Here is a 21,310-nt window from a genome sequence, read left to right on the forward strand (position 1 = left end):
AACCGTCGGTAATATCAACGCGCGCCGAAAATCGCATTGCAGTCATTCGATGGCATGATGCGGCTCATGATCACCGAGCTGCGCACGCTTCCGCTCGACGGCGTCGACATGCTGGTCTCCCGCAACGGCGATCAGGTCCAGGTGCGCGACCCGCGGACCAACCGGTTGATCAGCTCGTCCGTGCCGTTGCCCGGGATCACCGGGCTGGCCGTGTGCCCGGTCGGCTGGCGCGACCCGCTGATCGCGGTGACCAGCGACGACGGCCTCCACTGGCTGGAGCCACGCTCCGGCGCCCGGCCGTTCACCGCCGACCGGTCGCCGTACCTCGAGTCGATGGCCGTCTGGGCCGGGACGCTGCTCGCCGCCTCGCTGCTCGAGCCGTTCCCGCTGGTGCGCTGGGACGCCGGGACCGGCGCCCGGCTGGAGCCGCTCGGCGTGCACGGCGACCAGGTCAGCGCGCTCGCCGTCCTGGACCTGCCCGGCGGCCCGGTGGTCTGTGCCGGCGACCGGAGCGGGACGGTGCACCGGTGGAACCCGCGCACCGGCGCCCGCGCCGGGGATCCGCTGACCGTCGGCGACGAGCAGATCAACGCGATCGCCGGGGTGCGGCTGCCGGACGGCCGGCGGCTGATCACCGCGGCCACCGCCGACCTGCACCGCTGGGACGCCGCGACCGGCGAGCCGATCGGGGTGCCGGTGGTGATCGACAGCTACGCGGTGCACCGGATGGACACGGTCCTGGTGAACGGCCGGGCCGAGCTGATCACTTGCGGCCACGACGCGGTGGTGCAGCGCTGGGACGCGACCACCGGCGAGCGGATCGGCGACCCGCTTCCGGGCCGCTGCGCCACGGTCTTCCACCGGTACGGCGAACTCACCCTGGCGATCGGCACCCTGGACGGCACCGTGGACCTGCGGCCGCTCGGCCAGCCGCACCCGGACCGTCGCACCTAGCGCCTGTGCCGGCCTCCGAAACAGGCGCTAGCGCCGCGACGCCAGAAGAGCCAGCGCCACATTGATCGACGAAAGGGTGATCGCGGTTGTCGCGGCCCGCGGCGGCAGCGCCCCGGACCGCCCGGCCAGCACCGCGGCGAGCACGTCGCTGCCGTGGATCAGCACCCCGCGCTGCGCCACCCGGCGTCTCTCCTCACCGCTGTTGACCAGCAACTCGGTCCCGAGCAGCACGGTGCGCACGCCGAACATCCGCAACGGATAGATCGCCGCGGCGTCCTTTCCCGGATCACCACCGAATCGCTTCACCATCATTTCCGGTACGACGAGCGCGGCGGACCCGACAGCCACCCGGATCACACCCAGCGCGGTAGCGGCGATTGACATTCCGCGACGATTTCAGCCGTTCCCGGGGACGTCAGTCGGGCGGGCGACAGAGGCCCGTACCGAAAGGGTGTAGACGTTGCGGACATGGCTTTCTGGCGCACCTATGACCGCATCGCCGAGTTGGTGGACCGGCGCTGGCGCTGGCACCGGCTGCCCCGGGTGCTGGGCCTGGCCACCCTGGTCGGGGTCCGGAACACGTTGCGCCGGGAGAATCTCTACGACACCGGCCCGGCGTCCGGCGCCCCGGACCCGCCGCCCGGCCCGCCGACGCCCGAGCAGCTCGCCGCGCGTACCGTCGACGGCACCTACAACGACCTGACCAAGCCGCTGATGGGGATGGCCGGCAGCCGGTTCGGCCGCAACGTGCCGCTGAGCAAGGCCTTCCCGGAGCCGGCCGGCCGGATCCTGTCGCCCAGCCCGCGCGAGGTCAGCCGCACCCTGCTCACCCGCTCCGCGCTGATCCCGGCCACCTCGGTCAACGCGCTGGTGGCGGCGTGGCTGCAGTTCATGATCTGGGACTGGTTCAGCCACGGCCGGCACGTCTCCGAGGACCCGTGGGTGATCCCGCTCGCCGACGACGACCCGTGGCCGGACCGGCCGATGCGGATCATGCGGACCCCGCCGGACCCGCAGCCGGTCGGCTCGGCCGCTCCCCCGGCCTACGTCAACACGCTGACCCACTGGTGGGACGCGTCGCAGATCTACGGGACGACCCGGGAGTACCAGCAGTTCGTCCGCAGCGGCGAGCACGGCAAGCTGCGGATCGACGCGGACGGGACGCCGCCGATCCCGGCCGGCGACCTGGACCCGACCCGCGAGCCGGGTTTCTGGCTCGGGCTGCTGATGCTCCAGTCGCTGTTCACCCGGGAGCACAACGCGATCTGCGACATGCTGGTGGCGTCCTACCCGGACTGGTCCGACGAGGAGCTGTTCCAGCGGGCCCGGCTGGTCCTGGCGGCGCTGATCGCGAAGATCCACACGGTGGAGTGGACGCCCGCGGTGATCAACAATCCGACCACGGTCACCGCGATGCACGCCAACTGGTGGGGGCTGGCCGGCGAGAGGATCAGCCGGGTGGCCGGGCGGATCAGCGACAGCGAGGTGATCAGCGGGATCCCCGGCTCGCACACCGACCACTTCGGCGTGCCGTACTCGCTGACCGAGGAGTTCACCGCGGTCTACCGGATGCACCCGATGATGCCGGACGACTTCGACCTGCGGTCGCTCACCGACGACCGCGGGCACGGGCAGTACACGCTGCGCGAGCTGTCCGGCCCGGCCTCGATCGACCTGATCGGCAAGATCGGCCACACCGACCTGCTCTACTCGCTCGGCACCATGCACCCCGGCCTGGTCACCCTGCACAACTTCCCGCGCTGGCTGCAGGAGTTCCAGCGGCCGGACGGCAAGCTCGCCGACCTGGCGGCCACCGACATCATGCGGGACCGGGAGCTGGGCGTGCCGCGCTACAACGAGTTCCGCCGGCTGCTGCACCTGCCCGCCCCGGCCACCTTCGCCGAGCTCACCGACGACCCGGCCTGGGCCCGCGAGATCGAGCAGGTCTACCACGGCGACATCGAGCGGGTGGACCTGCAGGTCGGGCTCTACGCCGAGCCGCGCCCGGCCGGCTTCGCCTTCTCCGACACCGCGTTCCGGATCTTCATCGTGATGGCGTCCCGCCGGCTGAACAGCGACCGCTTCCTCACCAAGGACTTCACCCCGGCGGTCTACACGCCGGAGGGGCTGCGCTGGATCGCCGACAACACGATGACCACCGTCCTGCTCCGGCACCACCCGGAGCTGCGCGCCGCGATGCGCACCCTGGAGAACGCCTTCCAGCCCTGGTCGAAGGTCCGGACCGCGCCGATGGGCTGAACCCGGCGGCGCGGTGACGCCGGTGCTGCTGTGCGCGCTGTCGTTCGTCGCCGGCACCGGCGCCACCCAGCTGGTCGAGGGGGCGCTGACCCGGCTCGGCGCCGCCGTCCGCCGCCACCCACGCCCCGCCGCGAGCCGCACCCCGATCCTGCCGCGACTGGGAGAGAAGACGGCGGTCACGGTCAGCACGCCGAAGCCGGGCGCCAGGCTCCGGCTGGGCGTCAGGGGTGTCTCCAGCCCGTCGAGACACCCCTGACGCCCAGCCGGGGCCGCGCCCGCACCGCGCACCGCACACCCGCCCGGAGGCGGCTGGTCAGGCGGCGTCGCGCTCGTCGCGCTGCTGCCCGGGAATGATGATCTCGCGGTGCCGGGCCGGCCGCCGCGCCGCCGGCAGTTGCGGCCCGACCCGCGCGGGCCAGATCCGCTGCGGGCGGTCGGCGAGTTTGGGCCGGTCACGCGGGATGAGCGTGCGGTCCGGCGGCACCCAGATCGGCAGCGGCGCGCTCGGCGGCCCCCACCAGACGATCGTGCCGTAGCCGCGGACCAGCGGCGGCTGCAGCGCCGGCCAGCGCGCTTCGAGCGGGATGGCCAGCCGCCACGCCTCCATCGGCACCAGCGCGGTGACCGGGTGCCCGGCCGCTCCGGGCAGCACCGGCAGCGGCGGGGACGGCAGCGCGTGCGGCTCGGCGCCGGGCGGCAGCGCGAACTCGCCGGCCGGCTCGGCCGCGGCCGCGGTCGTCGCCGGGGCGCTGGCCAGCACGATCGCGCAGGCCACGGTGATCAGCGCGGCGGCGAGGGCGACCGGCTCCCAGCCGGGCCGGACGGTGTCGCCGAGGATGGTCAGCGCGATCACCGACGGGGCGATCACCTCGCCGGTCCAGTGCACCGCGGTCACCCGGCCGACCTCGCCGCGCTGCAGGGCGTTCGCGTACATCACCATGCCGTTGGCGGCGAAGACCAGCAGCACGTAGGTCAGCGGCTCGCTGAAGATGGTGAGCAGCGCCGAGCCGACCGTGGTCATCTGGTCGTCGGGCAGGTGCAGGGCGCGCCCGCCGAGGGCCGCGGCGCCGACCGACAGACCGCCGATCGAGGCGATCAGCCCGGGTGAGCCGACCTTGGTGGCCGCCCAGCCGAGGATCAGCACGACCACCAGCGCCACGCAGAAGCCGAGCCGCAGCTCCAGCGAGGCCGCCACCACGGTCTGCTGGCCGGCCGAGAGGGCCAGCCCGGCCAGCGCGCAGATGGTGATCACGATCGCCACCACGTCGCGGGTGCGCAGCTTGGAGCCGAGGAACAGCCAGGCGGCGAACGCGGTGATCGCCAGCGAACCGGCCAGCACCGACTCGACCAGGTAGACCGCCAGCTCGCGGAGCGCGATCATCGAGCCGAACCAGGCGGTCATGTCCAGCGCGATGCCGACCAGGTAGAGCGGGTGGCCGAGGGTGGAGACCGCGCTGGTGCTGCGCCGGGCGCCGATCGCCTGGAGGATCGAGCCGGCCGCATAGCAGAGCGAGCCGAAGATGGCGATGCCCAGCGCGATCCAGCCACCGGCGGTCATCGCGATCGACCGCCGTCACCGAGGGTGCAGGCCGCTCTCACGCTCCGATCATATGGCCGGCCCTCGATTCGCGCGAGCCCCGGAAAAGGCCAACTGAGCTGCGCCGATGATCAAAACCAAGCCCGCTTGACGGTACGCCCTAAGCGGCGCGACGGAGATCCTGCGTGCTCTCCCCGGACGTCCGCTGCGCGGGAAGCGTCTCCACCAGCGCCGGCCGCTCCCCCCGGTGCGATCCCTGGAACGTCCGCCAGATGATTCTCAGGTCCAGCAGCGGCGACCAGTTGTCGATGTACCAGCGGTCCAGCACGAACCGTTCCGACCAGGGGATCGCGTCCCGCCCGTTGATCTGCGCCCAGCCGGTGATCCCGGGCCGCACCTCGAGCCGCCGGGCGTCCTGAGCCGAGTACTCGGCGACCTGCGGCAGCACGTCCGGGCGCGGCCCGACCAGGTTCATCTGCCCGCGCACCACGTTGATCAGCTGGGGCAGCTCGTCCAGGCTGGTGGCCCGCAGGATCCGGCCGCACCGGGTGATCCTCGGGTCGTCCGCCAGCAGGTCGTTCGGGTTGGCCATGCCGAGCCGGGCGCCGACCGCCAGGTTGTCGTGGATCATCGAGCGGAACTTCAGGATCCGGAACGTCCGGCCGCCCCGGCCGGCCCGGTCCTGGACGAAGAACACCCCTTTGCCGTCGGCGATCCGGATCCACAGGGCCACGCCCAGGAAGACCGGGGACAGCAGGATCAGCGCCACGGCGGCGACCAGTTGGTTGAGAACGTTCCAGATCGGGCGCAGGCGGTCCACGATTCCCCCAGCTCAGATCGATTCCACGGTGTCGCCGGTGAGGCGGTGACGGGTGTCCAGGACGTAGCGGGCGTGCTCGACCACCAGGTCCAGGTCGAAGGCGTCGTGGTCGGCGAGCAGCACCACGGCGTCGGCGGCGGCGAGCAGTTCCGGGCTGAGCTGGACCCGGGTGATCCGCTGGTCGACCCGGGCGTCCTCGACCACGTGCGGGTCGGCGGCGAGCACCTCGGCACCCATCTCCAGCAGCAGCGTGGCGACCCGCCGGGCGGGCGACTCGCGGGCGTCGCCGCTGTTCTTCTTGTAGGCCAGGCCGAGCAGCAGCACGGTGGACCCGTTGACCGCCTTGCGGTGCTGGTTCAGGGCGGCGACCAGCCGGCGCACCACGTAGTCCGGCATGTGGTTGTTGATGTCGTTGGCCAGCTCGACGAAGCGGAAGCTCTGCCCGAGGGTCCGCTGCACCCGCCAGGACAGGTAGGACGGGTCGATCGGCAGGCAGTGCCCGCCGACCCCGGGACCGGGCACGAACCGCATGTAGCCGAACGGTTTCGTGGACGCCGCGTCGATCGCCTCCCAGACGTCGATGCCCAGGTCGTGCGCGTACACCGCGAGCTCGTTGACCAGCGCGATGTTGACGTGCCGGAAGGTGTTCTCGAGCAGCTTGGCCAGCTCGGCCACCTTCGGGTCGGAGACTTCGACGGTGGTCTCCACCACCGAGGCGTAGAAGGCGCGCACCCGTTCCAGGGAGGCCGGGTTGATCCCGGAGACCACCTTCGGCGTGGTGACCAGGTTCCACCGCGGGTTGCCCGGGTCGATCCGTTCCGGGCTGAAGCCGAGGAAGAAGTCCTCGCCGGCGATCAGCCCGGAGCCCTCCTCCAGCAGCGGCCCGACCAGCTCGGTGGTGGTGCCCGGATAGGTGGTCGACTCCAGGGCGACGGTCGCGCCCGGGCGCAGGTAGCGGGCCAGGGTGCGGGCCGAGTCCTCGATGTAGCGCAGGTCCGGGGTGCCGTCCCGGAGCGGGGTGGGCACCGCGATCACCGCGATGTCGAAGCCGGCGCAGGCCCGCGGGTCGGACGACGGCAGGAAGTGGCCGCCGGCCAGCACCGCCTGCAGCTGCGCCGAGCCGATGTCGTCGACGTAGGACTCGCCGGCGGCGAGCCGCTTGATCCGCTCGTCGTCGACGTCGAAGCCGACCACGGTGTGCCCGACCTCGGCGGCCCGGACGGCGAGGGGCAGGCCCACATAGCCCTGCCCGGCGACGACTACTCGCATCGGTGCGCTCCTGTCCGTACGCGAAACCGGTCTTGATCGGGGTTTTCTGCTCATGGATGCCGGCCCAGGCGCATGGTGAACTCGGCCTGGCGCTTGCCGTTGCGCCCGCCGGTGCGCGGAGCCGGGGCCGGCGCCGGGGTCTCGATCCGGCCGGGCAGCGCCGGGCTCTCGGCGAGCCAGCGCAGCACCGCGATCAGGTCGGCGCGCGGCGCGGCCGGGTCCATCAGCGAGAGCACCGCGCCGTCCAGCGGCGGCACCGGGGCCTGCGAGATCAACGGGTGGTTCGGCCGGTGGTCCGGTTCGGCCGGGCCGAGCAGCACCTCGGCCAGCTTCTCGCCGGGACGCAGTCCGGTGTAGACGATCGGCACGTGCCCGCCGGCGCTGTCCGCGATCCGCTTGGCCACGTCGGCGATCCGGACCGGCTCGCCCATGTCGAGGATCAGCACCTCGCCGTGGCTGTCCACCGCACCGGCCTGGATGACCAGCCGGACGGCCTCCTGCACGGTCATGAAGTACCTGGTCACGTCGGGGTGGGTGACGGTGATCGGGCCGCCCGACTCGACCTGCGCGGCGAACGCGGTGAGCACCGAGCCGCGGCTGCCGAGCACGTTGCCGAACCGGACGCTGGTGTAGGTGCCGGGCGCCGCCGCGTCGGCGGCGGCGGTGAGCCGTTCGGTGATCCGCTTGGAGTAACCCAGCACGCTGCACGGGTCGGCGGCCTTGTCGGTGGAGATGTTCACCAGCCGGTCCACGTGGTGCCGGATCGCGGTCTGCAGGATCTGGTACGTGCCCAGGATGTTGGTCTTGAGCGCCTCGGACGGGTGCATCTCCAGCAGCGGCAGGTGCTTGAGCGCCGCGGCGTGGAAGACCACCTGCGGCTGGTGCTCGGCGAACACCTCGTCCAGGCGCTGCTGGTCGCGGATGTCGGCGACCACCAGGTTGCGGTCGTCGAGCATGCCCCGGCCGTCCAGGGACAACTGCACCGCGTGCAGGCCGGACTCGTCGCGGTCCAGCATCACCAGGGTGGCCGGGTTGAACTGGGCGACCTGCCGGCACAGTTCCGAGCCGATCGAGCCGCCGGCCCCGGTGACCAGCACCCGGCGCCCGGCCAGGTAACCGGCGACCGCGGCCAGGTCGATGCTGATCTCCCGGCGGCCGAGCAGGTCGGCGTGACTGACCGGGCGGATGTCCTCGACCCGCACGGTCCGGCCGAACAGCTCGACCACCGGCGGGACCACCTTGACGTCCACGTTCAGCGGGGCGGCCAGGTCGGTGAGGCTGCGGACCAGGCCGGCGCCGGCGCTCGGGATGGCGATCAGCACGGCGTCGGCCCGGAACCGGCGGACCACCTCGGCCATCGCGTGCCGGTTGCCGGCCACCCGGACGCCCATGATCTGCAAGGTGCGCTTGGTCGGGTCGTCGTCGAGCAGGGCGACCGGCACGTACGGGCTGGCCGGGTCGCGCAGCATGGCCCGGATGACCTGGGTGGCGCCCTCCCCGGCGCCCATCACCACGACCCGGGTGCCGGTCTCCGGGCTGGGTCGCAGCCGCTGGTCCTGCAGCAGGCGGACGGCGTACCGGACGCCGGCCGCGAGGACCAGGCCGATCAGGCCGGCCGCGATGATCGCCGAGCGCGGCGCGAGCCGGCCCAGCGCGGTGTCCAGCGCGAAGACCACCGGGATGGTGACCGCGGTGGTCTTGGCCAGGGCCAGGATCTCCTCGAAGCAGCCGTAGGACCAGCGGCCGGTGTAGAGACCGAACTGCACCCCGGCGACGGTCTGCACCAGCACGGCCACCGCGGTCAGCTCGATCAGGCCGGTGCCGTTGAGGTATGCCAGGTGCCCGTCGTAGCGGAGCAGGGTGGCGACGAGCAGGGCGGTCGCCAGGGCCAGCGCGTCGGCGCCGGCACGTGCCGCCCGGCCGGGCAGTGCCGCGCGGAACCACGGCGCTGCCCGGCCGGGCCAGTCTCCAAGGGATGCGTCCGTTGCTGGGTCGCCAGCAGCGGCTCGCCGTGTCTGCATGGGATTCCCCCTCGTACGATGCCGGCGGCAAACCGGCCGCGGATCCTTGCTTCGGCGTATTTTTTGAGGAGCCGGAAAATGGCGTTCCAAGATTCATTCAGGCCGCGCTCGGAACCATTCGTGGCATTCAGCGTTCCAGTCGCCGAGGAGCCATTACAGTAGCAATTGTCATGGCCTACGCGAGAACTTCTCATGTTCCTCTATTTGTCCAGCACAGGCCCTCGATCGCCATTCCGGGGACACCATTCGGAGCCGTCGGCCCGGCCATTCGGTGGAGGATGTCATATCGACGGTGAATGATCCTCACCTTAGACATGACATCTGCGACTTCCCCTTCCCCCGCTATTCCGGCACCGTTCTGGCAGGAGCCGTCGCAAGCGTTCTGTCGTCTATGCGACTGGGGGAACGACATGAGGGTGCTGCATGTGATCAGCACTGCGGCGGAGGGCAGCGCCGAGCATCAGCTCCGGCTGCTGCTGCGCCGGTTGCCGCACGACAGCGAGGTGGTCACGCTCTCCCCGCCGGGCACCGAGGCCCGCGCCATCCGGGCCGGCGGGATCCCGGTGCACGAGCTGAGCACGGCCTGCGACCGGGACCTGGCGGCGATCCTCCGGTTGCGCCGGCTGATCCGCCGCGGCCGCTTCGACCTGGTGCACACGCACCTCTACCGGGCCTGCGTGCAGGGCCGGATCGCGGCCCGGCTGGCCGGCGTGCCGCACATCGTCGCCACCGAGCACCACCTGGGCCGGGCCGGCGCCACCCGGCTCGGGCCGCTCTACCTGGTCAGCGAGCGGCTCGGGCAGATGACCATCGCGGCCACCGCGGCGATCGCCGACCGGCTGCGCGGCTGGGGCGTGCCGGACCACCGGATCGCCACCATCCCGCGGGCGATCGATCCGGCCGAGTTCCGGTTCGACCCGGCGCTGCGGGCCGCGGCCCGGGCCCGGCTCGGCGTGGCCGACCACGTCCCGGTGATCGGGGTGACCGGCCGGCTCACCCCGGCCAAACGCTTCGACCTGCTGATCCGGGCGGTCGCCGAGGTGCCCGGCGCGGTCCTGCTGCTGGTCGGCGACGGCCCGGCCCGGCCCGCCCTGGCCCAGCTCGCGATCATCGAGGGGGTGGCCGACCGGGTGCTGTTCGCCGGTGCCGTCCGGCACCCGCGGGAGATGCTCTGCGCGATGGACATCTTCGCCTGCCCGGACCGCAACACCTGGGGGCTGGCCGTGCTGGAGGCGATCGCCGCCGGGCTGCCCGCGGTTTACGCCGCCTGCCCGCCGCTGGAGGAGCGCGCCGCCGGCCGGGCGCCGGTCCGGGCCACCCACCGGCTCTCCCCGCACGACCGGGAGTCGCTGCCCCGGACGCTGCGCGCCGAGGTGCTCTGCCATCGGGAGCGGCGCGGCGTGCGGTTGCCGGCCCGCACGGCCGGATTACGGTACGACGCGGACCACCTGGCCGCCGCGGTCGGTCAGGTCTACGACCGGCTCACCCCGACCGCACCACTTCGCGGGTGTCCGTCACTGCGCGGCGGAGGCGTGCGGAACGCATGAGCCGGTGCCAGGCGACGTAGCCGAAGATCGTGCCGATCGTGTTGGACAGCAGGTCGTTCACGTCGGTCCAGCGGTTGCCGTGCACGGTCAGGATCATCACCAGCTGGGTGACCTCGATGCACAGGCTGAGCAGGAAGCCGATCCGGACCACCCGCAGCCGGTTCACGATGCCGAAGTTGAGGTGTAGCAGCGCGGCCAGCGGCAGCGTCATCATGGTGTTCAGCACGAAATCCCGGCGGCGCATGCTGAGCGTCGGGATCAGCAGGATGCGGTAGGTGTCCGGCGGGCCGGAGTCCGGGCCCCAGGCCAGATGCGCGGGGAGCATGGTGGCGCCGAGGACCGCGACCGCGTACCACGACAGGGCCCAGGCGGCGAGCAGACGCCGGGTGGTCAGCTGGCCCCGCCGGCGCAACCACCACCAGGACAGAAGCATGAGAATGCCGCCCAGCGGCAGCAGCACCGGCAACGCCGGAATGTCGAACTGTTCAGCACGCATCGCAACTCACGCTACGCGACCCGGCGCAGCCCCTCCGCATGATCCTCGTCGTATCGGCCCCGGCGCCGCGCCGCCGTCGCGCCATTTCCGCTCAGCGCAGCCAGCCCTCTTTGCGGGCGATCCGGATGGCGTCCAGCCGATTGCGCGCCCCGGTCTTGGCGATCACCGCGGAAAGGTAATTACGGACGGTGCCGCCGGACAGGTAAAGGCGGCCGGCGATCTCTTTCACCGACTCGCCCTCGGCGGCCAGCCCGAGCACCTCGAGCTCCCGGGTGCTCAGCCCGCGGTCGGTGTTCAGCGAGGCGGCCTGCAGCATCGGCGAGACCACCCGCTCGCCGGCCGCCAGCCGGCGCACGGTGTCCGCCAGCGAGGACGAGGCGGCGCTCTTGACCAGGAAGTTCAGCCCGCCGTTCCACCGGCGGGGCGGGAGCATGCCGCGCTTGGACGGGTCGCAGAGCAGCAGCATGGCGCAGGACGGGATGGCGGTGTGCAGCTCGTCGGCGATCGGCAGCACCTGGCTCACCATGTACTCCGTGTCGATCACGATGACCGCCGGCCACAACTGCGCGGCGCGCGGGGCGAGATCGGCGTTGATCGGCAGGGTGGTCACGTAGTGCATGTCCGGTTCCGTCTCCAGGAACGTGCGCACCGGGACGCCGAAGTATCCCTCGTCTCTGACCACCACGATCCGGATCATCACACCACCCTCGTCGACGGGCGCCGGGTCGCGACCCGGCGCCGAACCGTATGGAACGCTCGACGCACCCATTCTTAGACGACTCGCGGTCCATTCTGCGAGTGCGGCACAAGTCGATCCGATAAAGATCTCCAGGGGTACACCGTGGGGAGGTCAAAAGGGATTCGTGCCACCGCCGATGGGCGCGGCGCACCTACATAACGTAACCGTCCGGAACACCCAGCGCACGTTCTGTCGGCCGTTCGACGGAGTCAGGTCCACCGGATCAACGAATCCGGCAGCCGGAACAGGCGATTCACCCCGGAGTGCCCTACCCAGACTGCCCATCAACGCTTACAAGTCGTGCTATTCCGGGCATCGATCGTCCGTTCCGGCCCGCCGAAATGTCACCGTGACTCAAGTCCGACAGAAAAATCACTCGAAAGATCGCGTCATCATGACCGTTTTCGATAACCGCATTGATCAATTCTCGCCCGCGTTTCCGGCTTCCCCCGCGACAGCGGCGATCCCGGCTTGGGGGTCGTGCAACCGGCCGCCCTCGACGCCCCGGCACGCCCCCATCCCCCCGCGGAGGAGATCCGGAGACGGCGAAGGCGCCCCCGGCCGGAGCCGGGAGCGCCTTCGCGGGTGGTGCGGTCAGTGCAGGACGATCGGGGCGGGCGCGGCCCCCTGGTCGTCGAGCAGGTGCGACTCCTGCTTCCTGCGGGGCAGGAAGAACGCCGGGATCAGCGTGGACAGGGTGAGCACGAAACCGACCCAGAACGTCGTGGCGAACGAGTCGGCCACGAAGTTCAGCCCGCGCTCCAGCAGGTCGGGCGGGAGCTGGGCGGCGAGCTGCGGGTCCTGCTGGGCGCCGATCGCGGCCCCGGCCTCGGTGACCGGCGCGCCGGTCTGCGGGTTGGTCACGCCCGGGATGACCGGGGACTCGTTGAGCTGGTTGGTCAGGATGACCGACATCATCGCGGTGCCGACCGAACCGGCGATCTGCTGCAGGATGTTCAGCAGCGTGGAGCCGCGGGCCACCTCGTGGTGGGTGAGCGTCTTCAGCGCCGACGTCATGATCGGCATCATGGTGCCGCCCATGCCCAGGCCCATCACGAACAGCGAGCCGCACAGCAGCAGGTAGGACGTGTCCGTGCCGACCTGGGTGAAGGTGAAGAAGCCGGCCGCGATCAGCAGCAGCGCGAACGGGACGGTCCGGCCCACCGGGATCTTGTCGGCCAGCATGCCGGCGATCGGCATGGTGACCATCGCGCCGATGCCCTGCGGGGCCATCAGCAGGCCGGCGCTCAGCGTCGACTCGCCACGGACCTGCAGGAAGTAGCTCGGGAAGAGCAGACCCGCGCCCATGAACGCGATGGTGAACACGGCCAGGGTGATGGTCGAGACGCTGAGGTTCCGGTTGCGCAGCAGACGCAGGTCGAGCAGCGGATGCTTCGGCTTGAACGAGTAGAACACGAAGCCGATCACCAGCAGCGCGCCGATCAGCATCGGCACCCACACCTTGGTCGCGGTGAACTTGCCCTCCTCGGGCAGCGACGACACGCCGTAGAGGAACGCGGCCAGACCGGGCGAGAGCATCAGCATGCCGAGGAAGTCGAACGACTCGGACGGCTCCGGGCTGTCCTTCTCCAGCGCGAACCACGCGTAGACCAGCGCGACCGCGCCGATCGGCAGGTTGATCAGGAAGATCCAGTGCCAGCTGGCCGCCTCGATCAGCCAGCCACCGAGGATCGGGCCACCGATCGGGCCGAGCAGCATCGGGATGCCGAGCACGGCCATCAGCCGGCCGATCCGCTCCGGGCCGGCGGCCCGGGTCATGATCGTCATGCCGAGCGGCATCAGCATGCCGCCACCCAGGCCCTGCAGCACCCGGTAGCCGACGAGCTGGCCGATGTTGTCGGCGGTGGAGCACAGGACGGAGCCGAGGGTGAACAGCACCAGCGCGGTCATGTAGAGCCGCTTGGTGCCGAACCGGTCGGCCGCCCAGCCGGTCAGCGGGATGACGGTGGCCAGAGCCAGCGTGTAACCGGTCATGGTCCACGCGACCTCGGCATAGGTCGCGTCGAACTCGGTCTGGAAGGTGGGCAGCGCGACGCTCACCACGGTGATGTCGAGAATCGACATGATCGCGCCGAGGACCACGACCCCGGCGATCTTGAGAACGGCGGCGTCGAGCTTGGCTGGCGCAGCCTGGGCTTGACTACTCAAAGGAAACTCCCATGGCCGCATGGGCCCATGCGGCGGATTGTCCGGACAGATCCGGCGGGCTCAGCCCCCTGTTCCCGCCATGACACGGCGTGAGCGTAGTCCTCGCGCTCCCCGGCTCACCTCCCCTTTATCCCGCTCCGGACTGTGTCGCTCCCCACTGGTTCGCCGTTCTGGACACGCGCACCGCGGCCGGCACCCCCAGCCCGTCGGCGGCCCAGTGCGCCAGGACCGGCGCCAGCACCCCGCCGCCGAGGAACCGCAGCGTCCCGAGCGCCACACCGGCCACCCCGGTCACCACCGCGTCGGTCCACGGCCGGCCCGGCCCCAGGTGCCAGAGCCCGAACAGCGCCGCGGACACCACGGTGGCCCAGACCGGTCCGTGCTCGCGGTCGATCAGCCCCCACAAAACCCCGCGGAACGCCACCTCCTCGAAGATCACGGTGGCCAGCGGGATCGCCACCAGCGAGGTGTACCACGGGCGCTGGTAGGACGTCCGGAAAAGCCGGCGGGCCGCCGGGACGCGGACCGCCACCGCGTACCCGATCGCGATCAGCACGGCGGCGCCCAGCCCGTACCGGAAACCGGCGGTCGTGAGTCCCGCCTGCCCGGCGGTGAGGCCGGAGACCGCGACCAGCAGGGCCGCGGCCAGCGGCCCGGTGACCGGCTGGGCCCAGCCCGGCCCGGCGGCGGTCCAGACCCGGACCACCACGATGATCAGCAGCACCACTGCCAGCGCGGACGACACCTCCCACGGTAAATCGCTCGACCCGGTCCGGCAGCTCCGGCTACCTTGCGACGACGCATGTGGCGACTGACGAGAGGGGGCCCCGATCATGTGGACCCCCGTGTCGCGATTCGACCTGATCCTCGTGTCTGGTGTGCCCGGTCCCGGCCGCGCCACCGGGGCTGGACGTCCCTGACCGCCTGAGCGTTTCTCGGCGGCCGGGCCGGCGCACGTCCCCCGACCGATCCGCATCGAAAGAACGAACCATCATGCGTGTCCGCAATCTCGGCATCCTCGCGCACGTCGACGCCGGCAAGACCACGTTGACCGAGCGCATCCTCTACGTCACCGGCGCCACCCACAAGCGCGGTGAGGTGCACGACGGCACCACCGTCACCGACTTCGACCCGCAGGAGCGCGACCGTGGGATCACCATCTTCGCCGCGGCGGTCAGCTGCGACTGGGCCGGGCACCGGCTGAACCTGATCGACACCCCGGGACACGTGGACTTCTCCGACGAGGTGGAGCGGTCGCTGCGGGTGCTCGACGGCGCGGTCGCGGTCTTCGACGGGGTGGCCGGCGTGGAGCCGCAGTCCGAGGCGGTCTGGCGGGCCGCGGACCGGTACCGGGTGCCGCGGATCGCCTTCGTCAACAAGCTCGACCGGGCCGGCGCGTCGCTGTCCCGGGCGGTGCGGTCCATCGCGGAGCGGCTCGACGTCGTTCCGCTGGTGGTGCAGCTGCCGCTGGGTGCGGAGGGTTCGTTCCGCGGCGTCGTGGATCTGGTCGGTCGGCGGACGCTGACGTGGGCGGACGGCAGCCTGTCCGAGACATCGGAGATTCCGGCGGAAGCACGGGCGGCTCGGCAGCGCCTTGAGGAGCAGGTCGCCGCCCTGCACCCGGACGCGCTGGACGAACTGGGCGACATCTCGGACACGACACTGCGCAAAGCGCTCCGGGACCTCACCCTCAAGGGCGAGGCGGTGGTCGTGCTGTGCGGCTCGGCCTACCGGAACAAGGGCGTCGAACCGCTGCTCGACGCGATCGTCGACTACCTCCCGGCCCCGGCCGGCGATCCCGCCGCCGACCTGGCCGCGCTGGTCTTCAAGGTGCACACCGCGAAGACCGGCCGCCTCACCTACCTGCGGGTCTACGACGGCACGATCACGAAGGGAGACACCGTGCGGGACGCGGGAACCGGCCGTACCGAAAGAATCGCCCGCATCCTGCGGGTCCAAGCGGACCGGCACACCGAGATCGGCCGGGCCGTGGCCGGCGACATCGTCGCCGTCGCCGGGGTCAAAGCCGCCCAGGTCGGCGCCACCCTGGCGGATCCACGGCACCCGGTGCTGCTGGAAGCGCCGCGCAGCGCCGAACCGCTGGTCTCGGTCGCGATCGAGGCCCGCACCCGGCAGGACGCGCTGCGGCTGCCGGCCGCGCTGGCCGCGCTGACCGAGGAAGATCCGTCCCTGACCGTACGGGTCGACGCCGAGACCGCGCAGACCCTGCTCTCCGGGCTCGGCGAGCTGCACCTGGAGGTGGCGGTGGAGAAGCTCCGGCAGCGCACCGGCCTGGCGGTGACCATGGGCCGCCCCCAGGTGGCCTACCGGGAGACCGTCCGGCGGGGCGTCACCGGACTGCTCCACCGGCACGTCAAGCAGGACGGCGGGGCCGGCCAGTTCGCGCACGTGGTGCTGGACGTCTCCCCGGGCGAGGGATTCACCTTCGCCTCGACGGTGACCGGCGGGCGGGTGCCGGCCGAGTACATCCGCGCGGTCGAGGCGGGCTGCCGGGAGGCGCTCGCCGAGGGTCCGCTCGGCGGTCACCCGGTGACCGGGCTGCGGGTCACCCTGACCGACGGCCAGACCCACCCGAAGGACTCGTCCGAGATGGCGTTCCGCGCGGCCGGCCGGTTCGGGCTGCGCGAGGCGCTGCGCGCCTGCGAGATGCGGTTGCTCGAACCGGTCGCCGAGGTCACGGTGAGCGCTCCGGCGGAGACGCTGGGCGCGGTCCTCGGTGACCTCGCGGCCCGGCGCGGCCAGGTCGTCGATTCCGGGGTACGCACGGTGACCGCCGTCGTGCCGCTGGCCGAGCTGTTCGGTTACGCCACGAAGCTGCTCAGCCGCACCCATGGTCGCGGCACGTTCACCAGCCGGCCGGCCGGCTATCGACCGGCGGCGTGAACGGACGACGGGCCCCGGCTCTCCAGCCGGGGCCCGTCGGCACCCGCTCTCTGCGGCCGGGACTTGTCGGCGGTCGCCTTCCCCGGCCGTGCCTTGTCAGCCGTCGCCCTCTCCGGGCGTGGCTTGTCAGCCGTCGCCCTCTCCGGCCGTGGCTTGTCAGGCGGCTGCCGCGACGCCGGCGGTGGTGACCGGTGGCAGGGTGGGGCCGAGGTGCACGTCGGTGCGGGCCGGCTCGACCGGGATCGGCGCGGCGCCGGCACCGGCTTTCGGCAGCGGCCGCCGCGGCTGGACCCGGCCCGAGCTGCCGCCCCGCCCCGGATAGACCAGCAGCCCGTTGACCGGGTCGGGGACCGCGTCCAGCGCGGCACGGACCGCCGGCAGCGCCCGGAACTCGGCGAACCGCTCATCGGTCCGGAAGGCGATCTCGAAGAGCACTCCCCACGAGTGCCGGTGCCAGACCCAGTCATAGGCGCCGTGCGTGACGGCGGCCTCGACCAGCGCGTTGCCATGCGAATCCTGCCAGCGGGCGGCGGAGAGCCGCGGCCCGTCGAAGACCTCGATCGACCACCAGTGCAGCTCCATACGATCCAATGTACGACCGCCGGGCACCGCCGAACGGGCCAAAATATGCTGGTCGCAGACCCCGGTGTCGATCCGGGCGAACCACCCTTATGAGGGGCGGGCGGGCAGCCGGCCCGTCTGCGGCGACCCCACAGTGGATGACACCCGCACGCGCCCCCGGCTGGACTCGAACCAGCGACCCCGGCGCTCGGAACGCCGTGCTCTCTCCGCTGAGCTACGAAGGCATGGTTCCCGCGGAGGAGGTGGGATTCGAACCCACGGGACCCTTCCGGGCCCACGCCGATTCCAGCGGCGTTTCCGAAGCCAGGCCGGCTCCTCCCGACGTACACAAGCAGCGCGGACGGGATTCGAACCCGCACATGCCCTGGGTGAAAACCAGGTGACTCTCCCTCTTCGTCCACCGCGCCATGCGTGCCCCGAGCTGGTGTCGAACCAGCGACTTCCGCCCTGTGACGGCGGCGCTCTCCCGCTGAGCTACCGGGGCTGGGAGCAGGGGTGGGATGCGAACCCACGACTTCCGGCTCATGAGGCCGGCGAGGACGACCGAACTCGTCCACCCTGCGAGTACGCCGCCGGGGACTCGAACCCCGAACCCGCTGATCAAGAGTCAGCTGCTCTACCCGTTGAGCCAGCGGCGCATGAGGAGACGGCGGGAGTCGAACCCGCACGAGACATCACTGCCTCCACCCGCTTTCGAGGCGGCGGCCGGCGCCGATCGGCTGGCGTCTCCACAGTGTCGGGTCGACCGGATTCGAACCGGCGGCCTCTCGCTCCCGAAGCGAGCGCGCTACCAAGCTGCGCCACGACCCGTTCTTTCGCTACGTCGGGATGGCGGGATTCGAACCCACGACCCCCGGCACCCAAGGCCGGTGCGCTGACCAAGCTGCGCCACATCCCGCTGGCGGAGAGTGAGAGATTCGAACTCTCGGTGAAGGATCATTCCCCCACTACGGATTAGCAATCCGCCGCCTTAGGCCACTCGGCCAACTCTCCTCCGCGCCCTGTACCGGGATCGAACCGGCGACCTCGCGCTCGACAGGCGCTTGCTCTACCACTGAGCTAACAAGGCAGGGTGGACCCGGCCGGATTCGAACCGGCCACCTCCGCTGTGCGAGAGCGGCGCTCTACCAGAAATGAGCTACGAGCCCGTGACAAGAACTGTCGTACCCGGAGCGCGATTCGAACGCGCACTGCCACCGTTCTGAGCGGTGTGCCTCCTGCCGTTGGGCTACCCGGGCATGGTGCGGTGTTTCGCTGCGAGCGGAGGATTCGAACCTCCAACCTTCCGGTTCAGAGCCGGACGTGCTGCCAGATTGCACCAGCTCGCATCGTTTCTCACGAAGAGTGGTCACCGGGATTCGAACCCGGGGCCTCCGCCATGGCGAGGCGGCGCTCTGCCAACTGAGCTACGACCACGTGCGTCGCCCGTCCGGGGGTCGAACCCGGTCTTCCGGAGTGAGAGTCCGGTGGTCTGACCTTCCGCAACCTCACGGGCGATGACCTCACTGCGCGTCCCCGGAGAGATTCGAACTCCCGACACCCGGATCCGTAATCCGGTGCTCTATCCGCTGAGCTACGGAGACCTGACCTGCATGGAGCGTGGACCTGGGCGGATTCGAACCGCCGACCCCCGGTCTGCCGAACCGGTGCGCTACCGGACTGCGCTACAAGCCCATTGTTCCGCCCGGCCGCCGGCGGCGATGCTGCCGGCGGCCGGGACAAGTGATGATGATGTGTGTCATCCACTGTGGAGTTGTCAAGGAGCACGATCGCCGGTGGAAAGCCGGGATCAGACGCACGGGCAGCAGGATTCGAACCCGCATCTAACAGATTTGGAATCTGTCGCTCTGCCGTTGAGCTACACCCGCATGCTTTGTTCGCTGACGGCAAAGAAAAACCGCCCGGTCCCGGATCGGGAGGGCGGCTGATCGACGCTAGCTGGATTGCTAGCCTCGCCACCACTCCGGATCACGCTTCGACTCACTGGGAAGCGGAAGATCCATGATCAGGGCTGCCTGGGGACGACCGGAGCGCGCCGGAGCGCTCGCACCGCGCAGCATTTCTCGCTGCGACATGCTGGCAATCGGCCACCGCATGATCGTTTCACCCCTTCCCTGATCGGTCCGGCTCCGGCCTCTCGGCCCGTCCGGCTCGCTGTTGAAGCACACAGTATTCGCGGCCCCGGGGACCGGCAACGCATTTAAACGACGGAATTCCGCACGGCATTTCCGATCGAGGCGTCGTCCGGGCCTCACCTGGGTATATCGGGGGCATGAGTGATCTTGAGCCAGAGAGCTTCGCCGAGTTCGTGACGACGGACGGGCCTGGTTCGGCGGACGTCAGCCAGCTGCCGCCGGTGGATGGTGCGGACGACACCGAGCCGCGGCCGGCCAGCGAGGACGTCGAGCGCGTTCCGGCCGAGGCCGACGACCAGGAGTTGTACCGATAGGCCGATGCCGGGCCCCGAGGACGGGGCCCGGCATCACGCGGGCGCGGGGTGGGTCAGGCCTCGACCGGGGTGAGCTCCGGCAGGGCCGCGGGGGCCGGGGCCGGGGTGGTCGCGCGCTTGGCCGGGACCAGCAGGGCGACCAGGAAGGCGGCGGCGCTGGCGACGGCGAGCAGCAGGAACGCCTCGGTGTAGCCGGACTCGGCGGGCAGACCCTGCGGGCCGGGGTGGCCGGTCACCACGGAACTGACGATCGCCGTGCCGATCGAGGCGCCGATCGTACGGATATTGGTGTTCATGCCGCTCGCCGTGCCGGTCTGATGCCTCGGGACGCTCTGCACGATCAGGTTGATCATCGAGGAGTAGAGCAGGCCGAGGCCGATGCCGAAGACCGCGCCGGTGACGGCGACGACGGCCCGGCTGTCGTGGGCGAGGGCGAGGCTGAGCGCGCCGGCCGTGCCGAGGCCGGCGCCGATCAGCAGCTGGGCCTTGTTGCCGACCCAGCGGGTGAGCGGTCCGCTGATCGAGCCGGACACCGCCATGGTCACCATCATCGGCAGCATCAGCAGCCCGGCCGTGGTCACGCTGGCGCCGAAGCCGTAGCCGGTGCTCGACGGGACCTGCATGAGCTGCGGCAGGAAGGCGAAGACGCCGAACATCGCGGCGCCGAACAGCAGCGAGACCAGGTTGGTGGTCCAGACCGCGGGCAGGCGCATCATCCGCATGTCGATCAGCGGCTCGGCGGAGCGCAGCTCGCTCACCATCCAGCCGGCGAAGAAGACCACGGCCAGAGCGAACAACCCGACGGTACGGCCGGTGGTCCAGCCCCAGGTCGCGCCCTTGCTCAGCGGCAGAAGCAGGGCGACCAGCCAGCCGGCCAGCAGCACCGCGGAGAGCCAGTTGATCCGGCCGCGCGGGCCGGGCGGGGACGCCGGGATCACCCGCCAGGCGACCACGGCGACCAGGGTGACGGCGACCATCGGGATCCAGAACAGCCAGCGCCAGTCGAGCCAGCCGACGATCGGGCCGGCCAGCACGATGCCGAGGCCGCTGCCGCTGGCGATGACCGCGGCGAGGACGCCGATCGCGGAGGACACCCGGTGCGGCGGGTAGACGTCGCGGATGATGCCGAAGGAGACCGGGAAGACGGCGGCGCCGAGGCCCTGCACGACACGGGCGACGATGAGCACGGTCACGGTCGGGGCGATCGCGGCGAGCAGGCAGCCCAGCGCGATGGCGCCGAGCGCGACCAGCAGGGTGCGGTCCTTGCCGATGGTGTCGGCGATCCGGCCCATCAGTGGGGTGGCCACCGATGCGGCGAGCAGCCAGGCGGTCAGCACCCAGGTGACCGTGCCGGCGGTGGTGTGCAGGTCCTGCTGGATGGTCGGCAGGACCGGGGTGACCAGGGACTGCATGAGGGCGAACGCGGCGGCGGCCGCGGCCAGCACCGCGAAGGTCACGCGCGGCGCCGGCTGACGGTCCGAGGTCGCCTGATAAAGTCGAGGCATGCCTCCAGATTAGTGGAGGGTGCCCTCCGGTTCGCAAGCGGTTTTCTCCGGGGGCCGTG

General features: G+C 71.2%; 17 protein-coding genes and 19 tRNA genes. 6 read left to right on the forward strand and 30 right to left on the reverse strand.

Annotated features, from left to right (window positions below; genetic code table 11):
• Positions 1-66 precede the first annotated feature (66 nt).
• Positions 67-954, forward strand: coding sequence for a WD40 repeat domain-containing protein (locus tag BJY16_RS41865; protein WP_185045178.1), 888 nt, complete (start codon positions 67-69; stop codon positions 952-954).
• 27 nt (positions 955-981) lie between these two features.
• Here the strand turns inward: BJY16_RS41865 and BJY16_RS41870 are convergent, their stop codons facing one another.
• Positions 982-1,338, reverse strand: coding sequence for a hypothetical protein (locus BJY16_RS41870; RefSeq protein ID WP_185045180.1), 357 nt, complete (start codon positions 1,336-1,338; stop codon positions 982-984).
• Between the two features lie 84 nt (positions 1,339-1,422).
• Here BJY16_RS41870 and BJY16_RS41875 point away from each other — a divergent pair, with 84 nt between their 5' ends.
• Complete coding sequence (locus BJY16_RS41875; protein WP_185045181.1) at positions 1,423-3,213, forward strand: peroxidase family protein; 1,791 nt, start codon at positions 1,423-1,425, stop codon at positions 3,211-3,213.
• Positions 3,214-3,235: 22 nt separating this feature from the next.
• Positions 3,236-3,469, forward strand: coding sequence for a hypothetical protein (locus BJY16_RS41880; protein WP_185045182.1), 234 nt, complete (start codon positions 3,236-3,238; stop codon positions 3,467-3,469).
• Between the two features lie 57 nt (positions 3,470-3,526).
• On the opposite strand, the gene BJY16_RS41885 is transcribed toward BJY16_RS41880, so the two are convergent.
• From BJY16_RS41885 to BJY16_RS41900, 4 genes are all read right to left on the reverse strand, one after another.
• The gene (locus tag BJY16_RS41885; RefSeq protein ID WP_185045184.1) at positions 3,527-4,771 is read right to left on the reverse strand and encodes a hypothetical protein; all 1,245 of its coding nucleotides are present in this window, start codon (positions 4,769-4,771) and stop codon (positions 3,527-3,529) included.
• Between the two features lie 139 nt (positions 4,772-4,910).
• Positions 4,911-5,570 carry a sugar transferase gene (locus BJY16_RS41890; RefSeq protein WP_185045186.1) on the reverse strand — a complete coding sequence of 220 codons (660 nt, stop codon included), beginning with the start codon at positions 5,568-5,570 and terminating at the stop codon, positions 4,911-4,913.
• A 12-nt stretch (positions 5,571-5,582) separates the two neighbouring features.
• Complete coding sequence (locus tag BJY16_RS41895) at positions 5,583-6,839, reverse strand: nucleotide sugar dehydrogenase (protein WP_185045188.1); 1,257 nt, start codon at positions 6,837-6,839, stop codon at positions 5,583-5,585.
• A 50-nt stretch (positions 6,840-6,889) separates the two neighbouring features.
• Positions 6,890-8,860, reverse strand: a complete 1,971-nt coding sequence (locus BJY16_RS41900) for a nucleoside-diphosphate sugar epimerase/dehydratase (protein ID WP_185045190.1) — start codon at positions 8,858-8,860, stop codon at positions 6,890-6,892.
• 425 nt (positions 8,861-9,285) lie between these two features.
• Here BJY16_RS41900 and BJY16_RS41905 point away from each other — a divergent pair, with 425 nt between their 5' ends.
• Positions 9,286-10,407, forward strand: a complete 1,122-nt coding sequence (locus BJY16_RS41905) for a glycosyltransferase (protein WP_239176658.1) — start codon at positions 9,286-9,288, stop codon at positions 10,405-10,407.
• On the opposite strand, the gene BJY16_RS41910 is transcribed toward BJY16_RS41905, so the two are convergent.
• From BJY16_RS41910 to BJY16_RS41925, 4 genes are all read right to left on the reverse strand, one after another.
• A complete protein-coding gene (locus BJY16_RS41910; protein ID WP_185045192.1) occupies positions 10,343-10,903 on the reverse strand; it encodes a VanZ family protein in 561 nt (186 codons plus the stop codon). The two genes, BJY16_RS41905 and BJY16_RS41910, sit on opposite strands and share 65 nt — an antisense overlap.
• 91 nt (positions 10,904-10,994) lie before the next feature.
• Positions 10,995-11,600, reverse strand: coding sequence for a helix-turn-helix transcriptional regulator (locus BJY16_RS41915; RefSeq protein WP_185045193.1), 606 nt, complete (start codon positions 11,598-11,600; stop codon positions 10,995-10,997).
• A gap of 636 nt (positions 11,601-12,236) precedes the next feature.
• Positions 12,237-13,811 (reverse strand): DHA2 family efflux MFS transporter permease subunit, encoded by a 1,575-nt coding sequence (locus tag BJY16_RS41920; protein WP_239176659.1) that lies wholly within the window; start codon positions 13,809-13,811, stop codon positions 12,237-12,239.
• 127 nt (positions 13,812-13,938) lie between these two features.
• Positions 13,939-14,556 (reverse strand): CPBP family intramembrane glutamic endopeptidase, encoded by a 618-nt coding sequence (locus tag BJY16_RS41925; protein ID WP_185045195.1) that lies wholly within the window; start codon positions 14,554-14,556, stop codon positions 13,939-13,941.
• Positions 14,557-14,687: 131 nt separating this feature from the next.
• Here BJY16_RS41925 and fusA point away from each other — a divergent pair, with 131 nt between their 5' ends.
• Positions 14,688-16,715 carry an elongation factor G gene (fusA, locus tag BJY16_RS41930; RefSeq protein WP_275408041.1) on the forward strand — a complete coding sequence of 676 codons (2,028 nt, stop codon included), beginning with the start codon at positions 14,688-14,690 and terminating at the stop codon, positions 16,713-16,715.
• 156 nt (positions 16,716-16,871) lie between these two features.
• Here the strand turns inward: fusA and BJY16_RS41935 are convergent, their stop codons facing one another.
• The 20 genes from BJY16_RS41935 to BJY16_RS42030 all read right to left on the reverse strand — a co-directional run bounded on the left by BJY16_RS41935 (position 16,872) and on the right by BJY16_RS42030 (position 19,165).
• Positions 16,872-17,297, reverse strand: coding sequence for a hypothetical protein (locus BJY16_RS41935; protein ID WP_185045197.1), 426 nt, complete (start codon positions 17,295-17,297; stop codon positions 16,872-16,874).
• A 151-nt stretch (positions 17,298-17,448) separates the two neighbouring features.
• Positions 17,449-17,521, reverse strand: a tRNA-Arg gene (locus BJY16_RS41940).
• A gap of 10 nt (positions 17,522-17,531) precedes the next feature.
• A tRNA-Ser gene (locus tag BJY16_RS41945) sits at positions 17,532-17,616 on the reverse strand.
• A 13-nt stretch (positions 17,617-17,629) separates the two neighbouring features.
• Positions 17,630-17,704 (reverse strand) — tRNA-Glu (locus BJY16_RS41950).
• 5 nt (positions 17,705-17,709) lie between these two features.
• Positions 17,710-17,781: transfer RNA gene (locus tag BJY16_RS41955), tRNA-Val, on the reverse strand.
• Positions 17,782-17,860, reverse strand: a tRNA-Met gene (locus BJY16_RS41960).
• A 2-nt stretch (positions 17,861-17,862) separates the two neighbouring features.
• Positions 17,863-17,935, reverse strand: a tRNA-Lys gene (locus BJY16_RS41965).
• A gap of 3 nt (positions 17,936-17,938) precedes the next feature.
• Positions 17,939-18,027: transfer RNA gene (locus BJY16_RS41970), tRNA-Ser, on the reverse strand.
• A 6-nt stretch (positions 18,028-18,033) separates the two neighbouring features.
• A tRNA-Pro gene (locus BJY16_RS41975) sits at positions 18,034-18,107 on the reverse strand.
• 13 nt (positions 18,108-18,120) lie between these two features.
• Positions 18,121-18,195 (reverse strand) — tRNA-Pro (locus BJY16_RS41980).
• Between the two features lies 1 nt (position 18,196).
• A tRNA-Ser gene (locus BJY16_RS41985) sits at positions 18,197-18,290 on the reverse strand.
• Positions 18,291-18,294: 4 nt separating this feature from the next.
• Positions 18,295-18,366, reverse strand: a tRNA-Asp gene (locus BJY16_RS41990).
• 4 nt (positions 18,367-18,370) lie between these two features.
• Positions 18,371-18,445 (reverse strand) — tRNA-Ala (locus BJY16_RS41995).
• Between the two features lie 16 nt (positions 18,446-18,461).
• A tRNA-Leu gene (locus BJY16_RS42000) sits at positions 18,462-18,535 on the reverse strand.
• A 16-nt stretch (positions 18,536-18,551) separates the two neighbouring features.
• A tRNA-Gln gene (locus tag BJY16_RS42005) sits at positions 18,552-18,625 on the reverse strand.
• A 15-nt stretch (positions 18,626-18,640) separates the two neighbouring features.
• A tRNA-Gly gene (locus BJY16_RS42010) sits at positions 18,641-18,713 on the reverse strand.
• 5 nt (positions 18,714-18,718) lie between these two features.
• Positions 18,719-18,793: transfer RNA gene (locus tag BJY16_RS42015), tRNA-Glu, on the reverse strand.
• 14 nt (positions 18,794-18,807) lie between these two features.
• Positions 18,808-18,880: transfer RNA gene (locus BJY16_RS42020), tRNA-Arg, on the reverse strand.
• Positions 18,881-18,897: 17 nt separating this feature from the next.
• Positions 18,898-18,971, reverse strand: a tRNA-Ala gene (locus tag BJY16_RS42025).
• 122 nt (positions 18,972-19,093) lie between these two features.
• A tRNA-Trp gene (locus BJY16_RS42030) sits at positions 19,094-19,165 on the reverse strand.
• 404 nt (positions 19,166-19,569) lie between these two features.
• Here BJY16_RS42030 and BJY16_RS42035 point away from each other — a divergent pair.
• Entirely contained in the window at positions 19,570-19,746 is a 177-nt protein-coding gene (locus tag BJY16_RS42035; protein ID WP_185045198.1) for a hypothetical protein, read from the forward strand.
• 53 nt (positions 19,747-19,799) lie between these two features.
• Here BJY16_RS42035 and BJY16_RS42040 read toward each other — a convergent pair whose 3' ends face one another.
• A complete protein-coding gene (locus tag BJY16_RS42040; RefSeq protein WP_185045200.1) occupies positions 19,800-21,251 on the reverse strand; it encodes an MFS transporter in 1,452 nt (483 codons plus the stop codon).
• Positions 21,252-21,310: the final 59 nt, after the last annotated feature.

Source organism: Actinoplanes octamycinicus, assembly GCF_014205225.1.
In the GTDB taxonomy this organism is placed as follows: Bacteria; Actinomycetota; Actinomycetes; order Mycobacteriales; family Micromonosporaceae; genus Actinoplanes; species Actinoplanes octamycinicus.